This is a genomic window from Pseudanabaena sp. UWO310, from assembly GCF_006861605.1.
GTDB lineage: Bacteria > Cyanobacteriota > Cyanobacteriia > Pseudanabaenales > Pseudanabaenaceae > Pseudanabaena.
This window is the reverse complement of record NZ_SELU01000023.1, coordinates 39,709-54,803: the sequence shown is the minus strand read 5'-3', so window position 1 is coordinate 54,803 and position 15,095 is coordinate 39,709. Positions and strand designations below refer to the sequence as shown.

General features: G+C 45.3%; 15 protein-coding genes. 6 read left to right on the top strand and 9 right to left on the bottom strand.

The window, feature by feature from the left end; translation table 11 throughout:
* Positions 1 to 130: 130 nt before the first annotated feature.
* The 4 genes from PseudUWO310_RS09680 to PseudUWO310_RS09665 all read left to right on the top strand — a co-directional run bounded on the left by PseudUWO310_RS09680 (position 131) and on the right by PseudUWO310_RS09665 (position 4,265).
* Positions 131 to 1,648 carry a peptidoglycan-binding domain-containing protein gene (locus tag PseudUWO310_RS09680; protein ID WP_142600512.1) on the top strand — a complete coding sequence of 506 codons (1,518 nt, stop codon included), beginning with the start codon at positions 131 to 133 and terminating at the stop codon, positions 1,646 to 1,648.
* Between the two features lie 54 nt (positions 1,649 to 1,702).
* Positions 1,703 to 2,476 (top strand): hypothetical protein, encoded by a 774-nt coding sequence (locus PseudUWO310_RS09675; protein WP_142600510.1) that lies wholly within the window; start codon positions 1,703 to 1,705, stop codon positions 2,474 to 2,476.
* A 249-nt stretch (positions 2,477 to 2,725) separates the two neighbouring features.
* Positions 2,726 to 3,664 carry an alpha/beta fold hydrolase gene (locus PseudUWO310_RS09670; RefSeq protein ID WP_142600508.1) on the top strand — a complete coding sequence of 313 codons (939 nt, stop codon included), beginning with the start codon at positions 2,726 to 2,728 and terminating at the stop codon, positions 3,662 to 3,664.
* 4 nt (positions 3,665 to 3,668) lie between these two features.
* Positions 3,669 to 4,265 carry a molybdenum cofactor guanylyltransferase gene (locus tag PseudUWO310_RS09665; RefSeq protein WP_142600505.1) on the top strand — a complete coding sequence of 199 codons (597 nt, stop codon included), beginning with the start codon at positions 3,669 to 3,671 and terminating at the stop codon, positions 4,263 to 4,265.
* 45 nt (positions 4,266 to 4,310) lie between these two features.
* Here the strand turns inward: PseudUWO310_RS09665 and PseudUWO310_RS09660 are convergent, their stop codons facing one another.
* Together PseudUWO310_RS09660 and PseudUWO310_RS09655 are read right to left on the bottom strand one after the other, a co-directional pair.
* Entirely contained in the window at positions 4,311 to 5,945 is a 1,635-nt protein-coding gene (locus tag PseudUWO310_RS09660) for an alpha-D-glucose phosphate-specific phosphoglucomutase (protein ID WP_142600503.1), read from the bottom strand.
* Between the two features lie 112 nt (positions 5,946 to 6,057).
* Positions 6,058 to 7,275 (bottom strand): DUF4336 domain-containing protein, encoded by a 1,218-nt coding sequence (locus PseudUWO310_RS09655; protein WP_142600500.1) that lies wholly within the window; start codon positions 7,273 to 7,275, stop codon positions 6,058 to 6,060.
* A gap of 481 nt (positions 7,276 to 7,756) precedes the next feature.
* On the opposite strand from PseudUWO310_RS09655, the gene PseudUWO310_RS09650 reads away from it, so the two are divergent.
* A complete protein-coding gene (locus PseudUWO310_RS09650) occupies positions 7,757 to 8,569 on the top strand; it encodes an SIMPL domain-containing protein (protein WP_190315967.1) in 813 nt (270 codons plus the stop codon).
* A 418-nt stretch (positions 8,570 to 8,987) separates the two neighbouring features.
* Here the strand turns inward: PseudUWO310_RS09650 and PseudUWO310_RS22840 are convergent, their stop codons facing one another.
* From PseudUWO310_RS22840 to PseudUWO310_RS09635, 3 genes are all read right to left on the bottom strand, one after another.
* Complete coding sequence (locus tag PseudUWO310_RS22840) at positions 8,988 to 9,377, bottom strand: alr0857 family protein (protein WP_055077805.1); 390 nt, start codon at positions 9,375 to 9,377, stop codon at positions 8,988 to 8,990.
* A 101-nt stretch (positions 9,378 to 9,478) separates the two neighbouring features.
* The gene (locus PseudUWO310_RS09640) at positions 9,479 to 10,012 is read right to left on the bottom strand and encodes an HNH endonuclease (RefSeq protein WP_142600494.1); all 534 of its coding nucleotides are present in this window, start codon (positions 10,010 to 10,012) and stop codon (positions 9,479 to 9,481) included.
* Positions 10,013 to 10,092: 80 nt separating this feature from the next.
* Positions 10,093 to 10,401, bottom strand: a complete 309-nt coding sequence (locus PseudUWO310_RS09635; RefSeq protein ID WP_142600492.1) for a hypothetical protein — start codon at positions 10,399 to 10,401, stop codon at positions 10,093 to 10,095.
* 92 nt (positions 10,402 to 10,493) lie between these two features.
* Here PseudUWO310_RS09635 and PseudUWO310_RS09630 point away from each other — a divergent pair, with 92 nt between their 5' ends.
* The gene (locus PseudUWO310_RS09630) at positions 10,494 to 10,829 is read left to right on the top strand and encodes a hypothetical protein (protein WP_142600490.1); all 336 of its coding nucleotides are present in this window, start codon (positions 10,494 to 10,496) and stop codon (positions 10,827 to 10,829) included.
* 30 nt (positions 10,830 to 10,859) lie between these two features.
* Here PseudUWO310_RS09630 and PseudUWO310_RS09625 read toward each other — a convergent pair whose 3' ends face one another.
* From PseudUWO310_RS09625 to apcB, 4 genes are all read right to left on the bottom strand, one after another.
* The gene (locus tag PseudUWO310_RS09625; protein WP_142600488.1) at positions 10,860 to 11,306 is read right to left on the bottom strand and encodes an HD domain-containing protein; all 447 of its coding nucleotides are present in this window, start codon (positions 11,304 to 11,306) and stop codon (positions 10,860 to 10,862) included.
* Entirely contained in the window at positions 11,293 to 12,204 is a 912-nt protein-coding gene (locus tag PseudUWO310_RS09620) for a response regulator (RefSeq protein ID WP_142600485.1), read from the bottom strand. Before PseudUWO310_RS09620 ends, PseudUWO310_RS09625 begins: the two co-directional genes overlap by 14 nt.
* Positions 12,205 to 12,471: 267 nt before the next feature.
* A complete protein-coding gene (gene fba / locus PseudUWO310_RS09615) occupies positions 12,472 to 13,551 on the bottom strand; it encodes a class II fructose-bisphosphate aldolase (protein ID WP_009626945.1) in 1,080 nt (359 codons plus the stop codon).
* 404 nt (positions 13,552 to 13,955) lie between these two features.
* Entirely contained in the window at positions 13,956 to 14,453 is a 498-nt protein-coding gene (apcB, locus tag PseudUWO310_RS09610) for an allophycocyanin subunit beta (protein WP_009629500.1), read from the bottom strand.
* Positions 14,454 to 15,095: the final 642 nt, after the last annotated feature.

Genomic DNA, 15,095 nt, shown 5'->3' with positions numbered 1-15,095 from the left:
CGCCACTCATCTTTGGCATTAAGCAAAACTTACGCTGCTATACATAGCGATCGCCATGCTTGTCGATAGAATATTGGTAGTTCTTATTTCATAGTGCTTAAATTCAAGGCTTTTTATTTAGAGGGATTCAATGGCAGGGACTGAGGTAAAGCTTTCATTTGAGGAATTGACCAAAGCACAGACATATTTGCAGCAATTGGGTCTATACGATGGTGAAATTGATGGCATCTATGGCAAGTTGTCCGAGGCAGCCTTTGTGCAGTTTGCCAATGCCCTGAGCATCGATACGATTTTGGATGCCAATTCGCAAGCGATTACCAATAACCTCCTCCAGATGCCTGCGGTGGTCAGATATTTACTCGAAATCATGGGTAATGGCGATCGCCTCTGGCAAAAGTTTATCAACTCCCAAAATATTTGTGTCAACATGGGGCAGGTAGACTCAAATTTATTAGGATTTCTCGATCGGGGGGTGAACGGTTGTGTAGCTGGCTCGAAAAGAAGCCTGCCAAATCGCAGCTTTGCCCCATCGCCGCTACTCAAAGATATTGCGCTTTATCCTGATCGCCTTGCCAGTTTACCCGATGGCGTAAACGTGGTTTCCTATGGTGAAGTCGCTATGCTGGCAAAGTCGCAGGTGCGCGTTCGGTTTCGCCCCTATCCCGCGCTCGATCAAGTTCCCAACATTGAAAATATTGGTTTAGAGTTTCTCCATAGCAGCATTCAGCAAGCCTGCATTTGTATCGGTAGTATCGTTAACGGACAAATGTTAACGCGCTGGATCGGACTAAATCCCCTAGCGAATGTTCAGTTTTGGAGTTCCACCAAAATCTTGCCTTTGCTCTATACCCTTTGTGCAGCCAATCAAGCCCAACCCAATCAAGCGATCGCCAACTGTGCGATCGCTGATGTACAGGGGAAAATCACCCCACGTACCTACGCAGAACTAGCCCAGCGCATTTGTAATTACGATGAGTCCAATGGCATTACCTCCAATGCCTTAGCGGCTATGTTTAAGCAGTTTACGAATCCGATCACCTTACAAAATTGGCTGATCCAAATTACTGGCAACAAAAAACTCTCCTTTCAAGGACGTTATGGCGAAGTCCCCTATATCGATCAACCCACGCTGCGTGATACTTCAGGGCAGGTGGTACTGAGTGGAGTCAAAGATCCCCATCGTGGAGACAACTTAATATCTGCCTATGACTTGACCCGTATCGTTTCTCAGATCGCGTGGCATCGGCATATTCCGCCAACCAATCGATTACCTGCGGCGCAATGGCATAGCTTAAGTACCCTGATTAATGCCATGGGGCAGGACACGGCAAGATATGTCGATGCGGCGATCGCCGCCCTAGGATTGACCTATTTCATCGGCGAACCAGTAGTGTTCTCGAAAATGGGATTTGGCTATAGCGATCAACGCAGGCAAACGGAGCTTACCTATACCGCCAGTATCCAGTTTGTCGATCGGCTTGCTCAGTCCCACGATCTACCTTTGCCAAAACTCCGTTCGGTAAACATGACTTTACGGGCTGTCCTCAATCTTCAAGATCCCGTGCGCGAGTCGTTAGAAATTGATGCGAGAATGGCTACTACAGTGGCGGAGATTTTACGTAGGATCGTCACTGAAGAGCTAATCTAGAAAATTATTAGGCGATCGCGCTCTTCGAGTTCGAGCGATTTATTCAAACACACAATGCAAACACAACGCGCTTTATCTGCTGTAGGTCTATGGTGGCGGTGGGTACTTACTACCTTAGTAGGTACTCTCATGGGCAGTATGTTTGGAATCGCTGCTTGTTTGGCGGGCGTGCATTTTTTAAGCGTTCATCTCATCCAGAGGGGTATTTGTCATACGGGTTTTGGTAGTCTCAACTGTTCTGTAGCCACGGGTATCGTATGTGGTGCAATTGCTGAAAGTACCTTTGTAGGATTAATGCAATATGTTGTTTTGCGGCGGTTCCTCAAGTCTCCCGCTTGGTGGATTTTGGCGAGTACCTTTAGTTGGACTTGGATTGCTTTCGCCGCCACGAGCTTAGCCTATACAGCCCAATTTGGGTTTGCGATCAATGCTGATGGAGGCTTTGTCGAAAGTAATATCTTTGATCGCATTCCGATATTGGCGGCTAATTCTCTGTGGGTGGTATTAGCAGGAATTATTCTCGGAATATTGCAATGGCTTGTACTGTGGAACGGTCGGTTTCGTAGCCCATCTCACGTTCAGTTTCTAAAGAGTCGATCATTACTATGGATCGTGGTGAACTTTGTGTTGATTGCATTTCTCCCGATCGCGATTATCCCAATTTTTCGGGGTCAAGGCACTTTGTATGGGATTTTGTTATTCTTTCTTGGCTTCTCTCCTCTCTATGCCACGATTACCGCAGCCACCCTTGTAAAAATGCAACTCCATAAATTAAATAAGCTAGATGTAAGTCTTCCCCTATCAACAAGTAATGAAATAAGTAGCTAGGCGCAATTAAATATAAAGCCCCAAGGCCTGTAGCTCACGCTGCGCGTTAGCTACAGGCTTTGATTCTGGGTTTAGTTTTTAATTCACAAATGTTAGGAAAAACATAAGCCCAATAGAGAGTTGCGGCGCGAAGCGCCGCAACTCTCTATTGGGCTTATGTCCTGACTTAAGTTGCTATAGCTATAGAATAGATGGAATAGATGGAATTAGACCAATCCATAATGATGAAGCTTTCTAATTAGAGAATTAATGTCAAATTTACCACCTGAAATTAGTAACCTGCGATCGCGACTTACCGAAACTGCTTCGATATCTCTGGTCGATAAAATCCAGTTTTGCTTAGTATCAAGCTCATTTACCAGTGAAATAATTTTAACTAGTTATGTTTGTGCGGATCGAGTCAAAAATGCTCACAGTCCCGATCAAGAGCCGCCAATTTTACTGTTGCATGGGTTTGATAGCTCCCTCCTTGAATTTCGCAGACTGCTCCCCAAGCTTGCCCATAGTCATCAAACTTGGGCGATGGATTTATTTGGGTTTGGGCTAACAGAACGTCTTGCCGATACTCAAGTTAGCCCTGAAGCGATCAAAGATCATCTCTATTATTTTTGGAAAACCATGATCGCGAAACCGATCATTCTCGTGGGGGCATCGATGGGAGGAGCGGCGGCAATTGACTTCACCCTGACCTATCCTGAAGTTGTGAAGAAATTGATTCTCATTGGTAGTGCGGGAATGCGTAAAGGTTCGCTGGCAGGTAAATTTCTAGTGCCACCATTGGATCGGATGGCAACGGATTTTCTACGCAGTCCCAAAGTTCGCCGTGAAGTAAGCCTCAAAGCCTATGTCGATCCTAGTTTGGTCACCACCGATGCGGAAGTTTGTGCATCCTTACACCTCGCCATGCCTCGATGGAGCGAATCGCTGATCTCCTTTACCAAAAGTGGTGGCTATGGTTCCTTTGCTGAGCAGTTACGGTTCTTAAAACAGGAGACTCTCATTCTCTGGGGCGATCGCGATCGCATTCTTGGCACAAAAGATGCCGCAAAATTCCAATCAATCCTTCCCCACAATAAACTCGTTTGGATCGATCGCAGCGGACATGTTCCCCATCTCGAACGTCCTGAAATTACGGCCCAAGAAATTCTTCAGTTTATCGCATCTGACTCCATGAATTATCCACATTAACTCTATGAATATCGTGGCGATCGTCCTCGCGGGTGGGAAAAGTTTGAGGATGGGGAGGGATAAAGCTCTATTAGAAGTTGATGGCGAAACTCTCTTGTTCAGAACCTGTCGCATCGCTTTACAGGTAGCCCACTCAGGTTATGTCGTGGCAAGGAGTCGGGAGCAATACCAAAAAGCGATCGCCACAGATTTGCCCCAATTATCAGTGGTACTAGATCGCCAATTGGACGGAGCCCTAGTTGGCTTTTGGCAAGGGACAGAAGCGATCGCCGTTCCTGTAGATTGGTATTTATTGCTTGCCTGCGATCTGCCGCGACTTCAGGGGGATATTCTCCAGATCTGGGCGAATCAATTAGAACATTTGCCCCCCAATGCGATCGCCTATCTACCTCGCTATGCCGATGAGAATGGTCGCAAACAATGGGAACCCCTATGTGGCTTCTATCGGCGGGAAAGCCAAGATTCGCTCCGACAGTTTATCGCCGCAGGTGGGCGATCGTTTCAACAATGGTTGAGAGATCAAGAAGTAATCGAGATTGCCAGTCCACCCGTATCGATGTTATTTAACTGCAATAGTCCCAAGGATTTTCGCTCCCTATAGCAGCAATATCGATAAGTGGCGGCGCAAAGCGCCGCCACTTATCTTTTAGGTAATGACCGTGGGGCGATCGCGTCCAGTTAAGTTCTTGATCTGGGCAATTTGATCAGCGATCTCAATCAACTCCTTCAGCGCTTCTTGGGTATCGAGGGAATGTTTAGCAATATTTGGTTCGTAGCTCTCGACATAGAGGCGAAGGGTTGCGCCTTGAGTCCCCGTCCCCGACAGACGAAATACAATGCGAGAACCATCGGTAAATCCGATCCGAATTCCCTGCTTACTGCTGATACTGCCATCGACGGGATCGGTATAGCTGAAGTCATCGCAGAAAGCGACTTCATAATTACCAAATTTTTGGCTGGGTAAATCGGTAAACTGGTGGCGGAGATTGTCAATCAGGGTATTAGCGCGATCGCTATCGACCCCCTCATAATCATGACGAGAATAGAAGTTCCGTCCATAGAGTTGCCAATGTTCCTTAACGATCGCTTCTACAGATTGCTGGCGGGCTGCCAACACATTTAACCAAAAGAGCACGGCCCAAAGTCCGTCCTTTTCGCGTACGTGATTGGAACCCGTGCCGAAGCTTTCCTCGCCGCAAAGGGTTGCTTTACCCGCATCTAGTAAGTTCCCAAAAAATTTCCAGCCTGTGGGTGTTTCGTAGCATTCGATGCCTAAACGTGCGGCAACCCGATCGGGCGCTTGACTGGTGGGCATCGAACGGGCAAGGCCGGCCAAACCGCCTTTATACGCGGGAACATGATGGGCATTGGCGGCGAGGATCGCCAAGCTATCGCTAGGAGTGACAAAGAATTTACGTCCGAGGATCATATTGCGATCGCCATCGCCATCGGAAGCCGCACCAAAATCAGGAGCATCTTCGCCATAGAGAACTTCGACTAAATCATGGGCATAGACGAGATTGGGATCGGGATGTCCATCACCAAAGTCTTCAAGGGGAATGCAACTTTGTAGAGAACTGGCGGGTGCACCTAAGCGATTGACGAGAATTTCTTGCGCGTAGGGACCAGTGACCGCGTGCATTCCATCAAAGCACATGCGGAATGTGGGGGAGGCGAGTAATAACTTAATGCGATCGAAATCAAATAGCTCGCCCATGAGTTCGGCATAATCGGCAACGGAATCGATAACGGCGATCGTGGTGCTACCGAGTTGGGTTTCACCAATGCGATCCAGATCGAGATCGTCAGCTTCTAAAATTTTGTACTCAGCAATGGTTTTGCTGATGTTGTAAATGGCATCGGTGATTTTCTCAGGAGCGGGTCCCCCGTTGCTAGTGTTGTACTTAATGCCAAAATCACCATCTTTACCTGCGGGATTATGGCTTGCGGAGAGAATGATGCCACCAAAAGCACTGTACTTACGGATCACACAGGAGGCCGCAGGTGTCGATAAAATACCACCACGTCCGACGAGAATCTTGCCAAAACCATTAGCTGCTGCCATTTTAAGGATTACTTGGATCGCATGGCGGTTGTAATAGCGTCCATCGCCGCCAACTACAAGAGTTTGTCCTTGAAATCCTTCAAGGCTATCAAATATTGATTGAACGAAATTTTCGAGATAATTAGCTGTTTGAAAAACGGTAACTTTTTTTCGGAGTCCAGAAGTACCGGGCTTCTGATCGGAAAATGGAGAGGTGGAAACGACTTTTATGCTCATTAAACTTACAAGCTACAAATTATCTAAAAATTATCTGAAAACACTGAAAATGCCCATACCTTTAGGCTTGCTTTAATTTTACGGGGCATTGGTTAGCATTGATGTTAGTTTTTTAGATCTTATCCTTGGCTCCGATAATAATGCGATTGCCCTGCAAGATATTATTGATTTGCTGTAGAACCGCAAAATCCTCTTCAGGCAAGCTCGCAGAAACTGCATATTGGGGATTCTTTTCCAAAAAACTAAAGGCTTGGCGAAACTCGTGTGGCGTAGCGGCGATCGCATTATCAAAATGACAGGGAACAATCCTGACAAAATTCCAGCTAGCCACCTTATCGGCCCAGTCAATTACGGCTTGGGGATCGCGATTGAGAATGAGGGTTTGCAAAATTGGGGCAACAAAAATACGTCCATTCCCGCGCAGCTTCTCAAAAGCTTGCCGCCAATTTTCTCGCCATCGAAAAGGAAACAGTCCAAACAAAGCTTGTCGCGATCGCTCTGGCGCTTTGGTAATATCCAGCAATGATTGCCAAAAGGATACCGTTTCTAACACCTGCGGACGAAAGTAGAATAGGAATAGAGCCGTACGTTGCCACCCCCGCATCCGATTGATGGGTGTATCGGTGATGGATTCAGCTGCATTATCACGCGCATGGAATAGCAATGGATAGGGATCGAGTTGGAGGATTTCGGGAGGTTGTTCGGGAATCGATACAATTGTGTCGGTGAGCATTAAAGTCTGCGATCGCTTATCAAACAAAGCAACCTCCGCAAATTTCCCTAATCCCAAGTTAATCGAACCGAGGACTGCATAATCAAATTGCTTGGCAAAGGGACTCTGCGTAATATCTTCTGGCAAAATTGAGGTGCGGTTTCTCGGTAACCCCAGCCAACTTAGGGGCAGGTTTAGCGGAAAACTCCATTGATGCGGTGATACGTAAACCTGAGCCTGAGGAAAATAGCGGGCAAAGGGACCAACAAAAACCTTATGCTCGATTCCTGAAACCGTTGGCAAAATGATGTATTTGACATCGCCATGATTGGTTACCAGTTCGTTAACGAGGCGAATGCATTCGGGTGTGGGAGCAACGGGTGCATATACTAATAATCCTCCCGTTTCTAGCTTTACCACCGTCATACGAATCGGCACGACTACATAAAAAATCCCCTGTATCTGATCGAAGGTCCAGATCGAATCTTTGACTATTTCTTGGCGAAGAGTACGCCTTCTTCCGTAGGGATACAGCGGCACGACCTGCCAAAATTTCCACGACCAGTCCTTACTGTTGGGAATATTCTCAGATTCGCTATGTATTTCTTTGGCAGTCATCAAACTCTTGCTCAGTCATAACTTCTAACGTAAATATCATAATGCGATCGCCAGCACCAATCAAATTTTCGTTAAATTATTGCGCTTCTCCGATATCAAGATTGATGCTTTTCGTTGATGTTTTTCTGTAGCAATGCAAGTGCTGCTTAAGACATAAAATCCAAGATATGAATAGCGGCGCTATTCATATCTTGGATTTTTAGTAGCAAATATCTATCGTTCTTTTTCCATACTAAGTAGCTAGGCATAAGTAAACTTAAAACCCAGAAGAGCATACCGCCCGCGCAGCGGGCGGTATGCTCTCTGGTTTTGGTTTTTAATTATGCCTAGCTACTTAGTAGAAAAGCAATGGAGATATAGCAATCCTAAATGAATTGTAAGAGGCTTCGACTTTTCGCAAACAACTTAAGTCTCAACAAAGTGAGACAATAAAAATAGCAAGTAATTTTAGACAGTGGCTAAAAGCTCTAGGAAATTAACTGTGATTAGACAATCCAAACTAAAACTTCTGGTTGCAATTGGAGTAATTTCAATTGGAGCGATCCTCCCTTCTCAGTCTATCGCTGCACCAAGCACCGTTTCTAATAAAAGTTCAACCGTCGCACAGCTATTCTATCCACCAGCCAACGATCAACAAATAATTGCAGTTGTGGGACAGGGTCATGCTTCAGTTCCAGCAGACTTAGCGCGTATTGCTGTAGCCTTGTCCAATTACACAAAGGAAAATTACGAGCGAGATCCCCAAAAACCGCATAAAGAAGAGCCAGAGCCAGAGCCAATTACGGAATCTGCTCTGAACGATATCCTCAAAAGCCTTAAAGCTACTGGTATTCCCAATGACAAAATTAAAGTGACTATCGAGCCCCTCAAAGGACGCAATGCAATGATCGAGATCGAAATTGCAAAGCCTACTAAAGAGCAAGTAGCTCGGATTGTCAAATCAGTAAACAGTGCAGTTCCACAAAAGACTGAGCGCAATAAGATCCAACTTGAAAATGTATATGTGCAATATACAGTAAATAATTGTGAAACCGTGGAAACAGCAGCATATCTAGCAGCCGTGAAAGATGCTAAATTGCGAGCTAATGCGCTGGCGAAATCAATGGGAGTAAATCTTGCTGATGTGCCATCGATCGCCGAACTACCATTCTTAGGTCGTTTCTGGACTGCCTGTAGCCAAGACCCAGATATCACTGCCTCAATTTTTCCCCGTCGCGCTCTACCCTACAATCCTGACGCTTTGTCTGAAGTTGAGCTATACCGCGAAATTGCTGTGACTTATCGTATTCGCTAATTTCCGCAGTTTCTAATCCAACTACTTCCTTCTCAAGAAATAACGTGAGCTCAGGATAATTGGCAACGAACTTTGAGAAAGGGTTTGCGTAGCAAACCCTTTCTCAAAGCCCAAACGTAAAAGCCTTGCTTAGCAAGGCTTTTACGTTTGGGCTTTGAGAATTTTTCAGCTTAACCCGAACTGACTTTAAATAATAAGCGTACCGCCTGCTTCGCAGGCGGTACGCTCTTCTAGGTTTTAAGTTTACTTATGCTTAGCTACTTAATACCAATTTACGAAAGTGCGACAACACTTTTGTGAATTAAAAACCAAACCCAGTAAGGGTTTTCAAAGCACAAAATGGCGTAGCCATTTTGTGCTTTGGTATAAATTATTTATTAGTCTGTTGATTAGAAAGGAAGCGCTTTGCGCTTCCTTTCTAGAAGTTAGCGAACGTTAGCGAAGACTCGCTGAGTTTCCAGAGCTTATGTAAGTAGAACTCCACGCGATCGCCTAAGGCTGTCACTAGAGTTCCTTCTTCCGCCGAGAGATCGCTAGAAATCCAAGTGCCGCTAAAGCAGACTTCAACATAGCGATCGTCAACTCTATCTACGCTAATCTTGCTAGCAAGGTGATCTGCCATCACCGATTTTAAGAATAGAAGGTCAACGACATCGGCGGTAAGAAGAAAGGCCGCCCGACTGGACTCGATATGGATGGACAAGCCCGATCGCAGACTGAGCAATGTTCGATTTGTGACAAACGTCTCTAAAGAGACATCCAATCTCTCTAAATGCAATCCAGCTTCAGTGTAAGTGAGTTTCAACATTGGGATTGACTCTCCAGAATATACCGCTCTAAATAGGAGGCAATTTTCAAGTTGACATGGACAACTTGAAAATTGCTATTTGAAAATTGCTATGGGGATCGCTATCCACTGTTGTTTTCTTGTTGCGATCGCCAGAATTTTTCTGCAAAAGCGACGGTGGGATGCATGGGCGCTTTGGGCTTAATACGCAGAGGCATATTGGCTTCTTGAGGAGTGCGGTTTCCCTTGCGATGATTGCAACTTTCGCAGGCAATAACCACGTTTTCCCAAGTATTCAGTCCACCCTTGGCGCGAGGGATTACATGATCGATCGTCAGTTTTTTGTTGCTGCCGCAGTATTGGCAAGTGTGGTTGTCACGGCGCAAAACCTCTCTACGAGCCACGGGTGGGACTCGCCAAAATCTTTCCGATTTAGTCAAGGTCAGGCGAATATGTTCTGGCACTTGGAGAACCAATTGCGGTGAAATGATTTGCCAAGTTTGTTGGCTGAGCATGTCAAGGGGTTCGGCACGACCAGTGATTAACAAAGCGATCGCCCGCTTGATATCGATCTGACCGACTGGCAGGTAGTTCTGCGAAAATACAACTACCGATTGCCTTAATACTTCTGGTTCGTATTGGCTGATGGGCTTCATTGGCTTCTCCTCACAGGTAAAAAAATGCCCCCGCTTTCCTAGGGGTGAAAGCGGGGGCGAAAGACTTGAGCATCTACTCGTTATGTTGGTACAGCAATATTTCTGTACCTCCCGCTTGGGTATGTCTCTGGATGAATTGCATTAATGACTCGGCTGGAGCTGGTAAATCTGCTGGAGCTGGCGAGAAATTCTCTCAGTGAGCTGCCTTGTTTTGCCGAACGTTCGCAAGGTTCTAAATTGTCGTGATCGCCAAAAATATCGTCGCCGATTTCCATCCTATCCTCACCCAAAATGGTCGTGGCAAATCCAGATATGACCAAAGCATTGGCGCAATGCCCAACTTGGGGATATCCGATCTGATGCTGACTGATGGGCGAATAGGGCTTCATGGAAATGTACTTTGAATTATTGAGAAAGTCATACTACACTTGTAGTATAAACATGGATTCCCCACTTTGTAAACTAACTAGGAGAAAAAAATATGCAGACACTACACCAAATGCCTGCGACCACAGACATGGAAGTTACTAGCATTCGCCTAGAGCGAGAGCTAAAGGAAAAGCTCAAAGAGCTGGCGGGAGGACAAGGTTATCAGGCTCTCATCCGAGGCGTTCTTTGGGATTATATTGATAATAAACAAATTGCACCCATGCAGAAAAGGATCTCACCTGAACAGATCCGCGCCAGCGTTACGGCTACAGCTCAGAGAAATGAGTCCTGCGCTCTTACTGGCAAAACTATTAGATCGCAAGAGTCGATGTTTTTAGGATTGACGACCAGTGGTGATTGGGTTCCCCTGAGTGTGGGCAGTCTTTAAAAACTAAGAAGGGACGCAAAGCGTCCCTTCTTAGTTGCTCGTTAATTCTTGGAGAACTTTTTTATATTTTTCTAAACGTTGGAAATCTTTTTCTGTGGGGTGAGGAATCCGACTAATGTCCATATTATGGGTGAGATCGGCGATCTTTACTTTGCGGGCGATCGCATTAGATTTCACGCGGACAACATAATCGTCATAACTCTCGCCATCCAGCTTAGTAATAGCGGCAATCGCATCGGTAATAAATTCAGGGAAGCCCTGCTGCACTAGATCGGCAATGGTCAGCGCTGAGTCCTCGACGGCATCATGCAAAACTGCCACAATTTTACTTTCAATCCTGTCCATCTGCGACATCAAGGTTAGCGGATGCGAAATGTAAGGCTTGCCAGCTTTATCAAGTTGTCCAGCATGAGCCTGATTGGCGATCGCGATCGCCAGAGCTAAAAGCTTTTCAAAGTCTGGTTCAAAGTTTGGCATAGAAACGAATACAGGTTAATGCGATCGCCACTTCATCAGCACATTGCTGAATCGCCGCAATATCTCCCAAGCTTACCGCATTGGCATCTTGCCAGCCCAAGGCTAAAATCCCTAACACCTCATCACGAAAAGTAATCGCGATCACCACGCTGGTTTTGCAAGGTTGGGCGGCATTAGTTTTGCCATCAGCATCTAGGGAGATCTGGGATTTTCCCGTAGATATCGCTTGCTGGACTACAGGATCGCTGGCTAAATCCCAAATGTAATGACCACATTTAGCATGGGTACTGCTCAAAGCCCCCTGTTCGACCAACTGCATAATCACGCCATCGGCTCCGAAATTCTGGCAGAAGGCATCAGCTAGGGGCATTACGCAGCTATCGAGCCGATCGGACTGCTGAGCAATTTGGACAATGACTGACAATAGGGCATTCTGAGCCTGCGATCGAATTAGTTCCTCGGAGCGCTGCTTAAGCACATCGTAGGTTTGCGTGGCTTCCGAGACAACTAATTTAAGTTGGTCTGGTTCCCAAGGCTTAGTAATATATTTATGAACTTGACCCGAATTAATCGCATCGATCAGGTCAGTAATATCGGTATATCCCGTCAAGACAATTCGCATTGTGTCAGGGAAATCAGAGACAGTGCGGCTGAGAAACTCAGTCCCGTTCATCTCAGGCATCCGTTGGTCAGAGATGATCGCTGCCATCTCACCTTCTTTTGCCAGAATTTCCAGCGCTTTAATGCCCCCATCGGCGCGGAACACGGTAAACTCTCTACGGAACGTACGATATAGCAAATCTAGGTTATCTTGCTCATCATCAACCACCAAGAGCTTGGGCTTTTTGGCTGGATTTACTTTATTTGACTCGACTGTGGAAAATAAAGAAGAGGTCATGAGCAGAATTTATTTGAATCAGTGACTGCAACTATAGCAATGCTAGCTAAATAAAAACATACAAAATATGTAGTAATTTTAAATCCTTTAAAAGATTTTAGATAGTTGCGTGAGTAAAAGCGAAGTTAGCACTCCCTCGTAACTATATTAACTAATAGCTGCAATCAATAGTTGCGATATTATGCTTGCAATATTAAGAGGCGCAAAGCGCCCCTTAATATATTAATTAAAAAAGCTTCACTTGTGATGATTATCGCTTTTTAATATTTAAGCTTTAACCGCTTGACGGCTAACTTGGGTCAATTCACCTTTAGCATACTTAGCCGCAAATTCATCAAGCCCAATTTGCTTGATCTTGCTAGCTTGCCCAGCAGCTTCAAATTGAATATAGCGATCGGCACATACTTTTTGCATGTATTTGATCGAAGGCTTCAAGAAGTGACGGGGATCGAACTCCTTAGGAGCCTTTGCCAAAGCTTCACGTACTGCCGCAGTAATGGCAAGACGACAGTCAGTGTCGATATTAACTTTGCGAACGCCACATTTGATTCCCTTTTGAATTTCTTCAACAGGTACACCATAAGTTTCAGGAATTGCGCCACCATACTCGTTGATTAGGGCAAGAAGATCTTCAGGAACTGAAGAAGAGCCATGCATAACGAGGTGGGTATTAGGTAGGCGGTTATGAATTTCTTCGATGCGGCTGATGGCAAGAATTTCACCAGTAGGCTTGCGAGTAAACTTGTAAGCACCGTGGCTGGTACCGATCGCTACAGCAAGCGCGTCAACTTGGGTACGCTCAACAAAGTCCGCAGCTTCATCGGGATCGGTCAATAGTTGCGAGTGATCTAATGCACCTTCAAATCCATGACCATCTTCGGCTTCACCCTTACCTGTTTCGAGGGAGCCTAGACATCCGAGTTCACCTTCAACGCTAGCACCAATTGCGTGAGCAACCTTAACAACTTCAGCTGTAACAGCTACGTTGTAATCATAGCTAGCAGGGGTTTTTGCATCAGATTCTAGCGAGCCGTCCATCATAACGCTAGTAAAGCCATTTTTGATGGCTGAGTAGCAAGTTGCGGGGGCATTACCGTGATCTTGGTGCATCACGATGGGGAGATGGGGATAGGTTTCGGCAGCAGCCAAAATTAAGTGACGCAAGAAATTTTCGCCAGCATAGGAGCGAGCACCACGAGAAGCTTGAAGGATCACAGGGCTGTTGGTCTCATCAGCAGCTCTCATGATCGACTGGATCTGCTCCATGTTGTTTACGTTAAATGCAGGGATGCCATATCCGTTTTCAGCCGCATGATCGAGCAGCAGGCGCATTGGTACTAAAGCCATATTTAAAATCTCTCTTAGATTAGATCGAGCTTATTCGATTATGAACAATCTTAAATCATTTTGAAGACTTAAATAAATCAAAAAAATATGGATGCTAGCCTGCGATCGCAAAATTTATCGCTATAGCCAAGTAAGTGCAGGTATCACCGCAACTCTATTGCCGCTCTACAAAATGGGGATGACTAGGGTTGGAGTTTTTCTTCTATAGCGATCGCCAAATGTACTAGGACATAAAACCCAAAGATGAGTGGCGGCGCTCTGCGCCGCCACTCATCTTTGGGTTTTCTTACGTTGCTATAACATCCCTGACTACCGCACCAATGCAATCAGATACCAAGAAGAAAGGTGGTACTTTGTACCACCTTTCTTTACCGCTTTTCTTTTTTGATGTCAGAAATCAAACTTTAAATATTTTTCTCGCTCAATTCGCGGGTCATGTAGTCAAAGGGAGCAGCTAACCAGTCAGCATTTTCGCCCACTAAATCAAAAACAAGTTGCTTGAGGATTTGAATACCTTGGACGGTTGGGCCAATGGGTACACCTAGAGAGCTGTAGGTATCTCGTAAACCTTGCAGTACTCTTTCGTCTAAAACATCATTGTTGCCTGCAACTAAGGCATAGGAAGCGTAGCGCAAATAATAATCTAGATCGCGTAAGCAAGCTGCAAAACGGCGTGTTGTGTAAGCATTGCCACCTGGACGGATGAGATCGGGAACCTCTTCAAATAACTGAGAACCAGCTTTACGTACCAATGATGCTGCATTAGCTGTTATCGCCGAAGACGCAGCTAAACGAGCGCTGCCTGTGGCAAAGTAGGATTTGAGGGTATCCAAGGCATCGCGATCAAAATATTTACCAGTTGCATCATAGGCACCGATCAGGCTGGTAATGGCATCCTGCATGTTGTTTTCTCCGTTGACTTAATTAGATTTAATAAATGTATCGGTAACGTATTTGTAAAGTTTGTAAAGTATATATAACTTAAACTTGATAGCCTTGATTTGATGAGGTTATCGAAATAATTCTACTGTGCTTTCAGCGTCTTACCAAGTCTTGCTCTATATATTTGCGAGATATTTGCGGGAAGGGCTCAACAACAAAGCGGCAAATTTTAGACCGTTGGTGATTGGTGATTGGTGATTGGTGATTGGCTATTGGTGATTGCTCACTGGTGATTGGAGTCATAGCTACAGTCACTTGAATTAGGAAAAATCAAACCCCAAGAATTAATTGGCGGTGCTTCGCGCCGCCAGTCAATTCTTGGGTTTTATGTCCTAGTACACTTGGCGACAGCTATAACCTTCGGTAAATCGCTGGGCATAATTAAAAATGGAGTCAATGGTGGGAGTGCGCTATAGGTTCTGATGCTGGGTTTTAATTATGACAAGCTACTTATAGGAGAATTGCTGACATATTTATAGACAATGTCGGAAATAGGTCGCTGCAAGGTAAGCTTAGATACTATGCTTAGATATTAAGCAAAAAAAGCTTAAATATAGAGATCGAATATTTGGGTTTGTCAGAAGCCCTTGTCAGCAATTTAT

What these genes read in the sequence shown, in the direction of transcription:
- PseudUWO310_RS09670 (WP_142600508.1), top strand. Translation starts at nt 2,726, where the DNA reads ATGTCAAATTTACCACCTGAAATTAGTAACCTGCGATCGCGACTTACC.
- apcB (WP_009629500.1), bottom strand. Translation starts at nt 14,453, where the DNA reads ATGCAGGATGCCATTACCAGCCTGATCGGTGCCTATGATGCAACTGGT.
- PseudUWO310_RS09660 (WP_142600503.1), bottom strand. Translation starts at nt 5,945, where the DNA reads ATGAGCATAAAAGTCGTTTCCACCTCTCCATTTTCCGATCAGAAGCCC.
- PseudUWO310_RS09680 (WP_142600512.1), top strand. Translation starts at nt 131, where the DNA reads ATGGCAGGGACTGAGGTAAAGCTTTCATTTGAGGAATTGACCAAAGCA.
- PseudUWO310_RS09655 (WP_142600500.1), bottom strand. Translation starts at nt 7,275, where the DNA reads ATGACTGCCAAAGAAATACATAGCGAATCTGAGAATATTCCCAACAGT.
- PseudUWO310_RS09665 (WP_142600505.1), top strand. Translation starts at nt 3,669, where the DNA reads ATGAATATCGTGGCGATCGTCCTCGCGGGTGGGAAAAGTTTGAGGATG.
- PseudUWO310_RS09620 (WP_142600485.1), bottom strand. Translation starts at nt 12,204, where the DNA reads ATGACCTCTTCTTTATTTTCCACAGTCGAGTCAAATAAAGTAAATCCA.
- PseudUWO310_RS09640 (WP_142600494.1), bottom strand. Translation starts at nt 10,012, where the DNA reads ATGAAGCCCATCAGCCAATACGAACCAGAAGTATTAAGGCAATCGGTA.
- PseudUWO310_RS09630 (WP_142600490.1), top strand. Translation starts at nt 10,494, where the DNA reads ATGCAGACACTACACCAAATGCCTGCGACCACAGACATGGAAGTTACT.
- PseudUWO310_RS22840 (WP_055077805.1), bottom strand. Translation starts at nt 9,377, where the DNA reads ATGTTGAAACTCACTTACACTGAAGCTGGATTGCATTTAGAGAGATTG.
- fba (WP_009626945.1), bottom strand. Translation starts at nt 13,551, where the DNA reads ATGGCTTTAGTACCAATGCGCCTGCTGCTCGATCATGCGGCTGAAAAC.
- PseudUWO310_RS09675 (WP_142600510.1), top strand. Translation starts at nt 1,703, where the DNA reads ATGCAAACACAACGCGCTTTATCTGCTGTAGGTCTATGGTGGCGGTGG.
- PseudUWO310_RS09635 (WP_142600492.1), bottom strand. Translation starts at nt 10,401, where the DNA reads ATGAAGCCCTATTCGCCCATCAGTCAGCATCAGATCGGATATCCCCAA.
- PseudUWO310_RS09625 (WP_142600488.1), bottom strand. Translation starts at nt 11,306, where the DNA reads ATGCCAAACTTTGAACCAGACTTTGAAAAGCTTTTAGCTCTGGCGATC.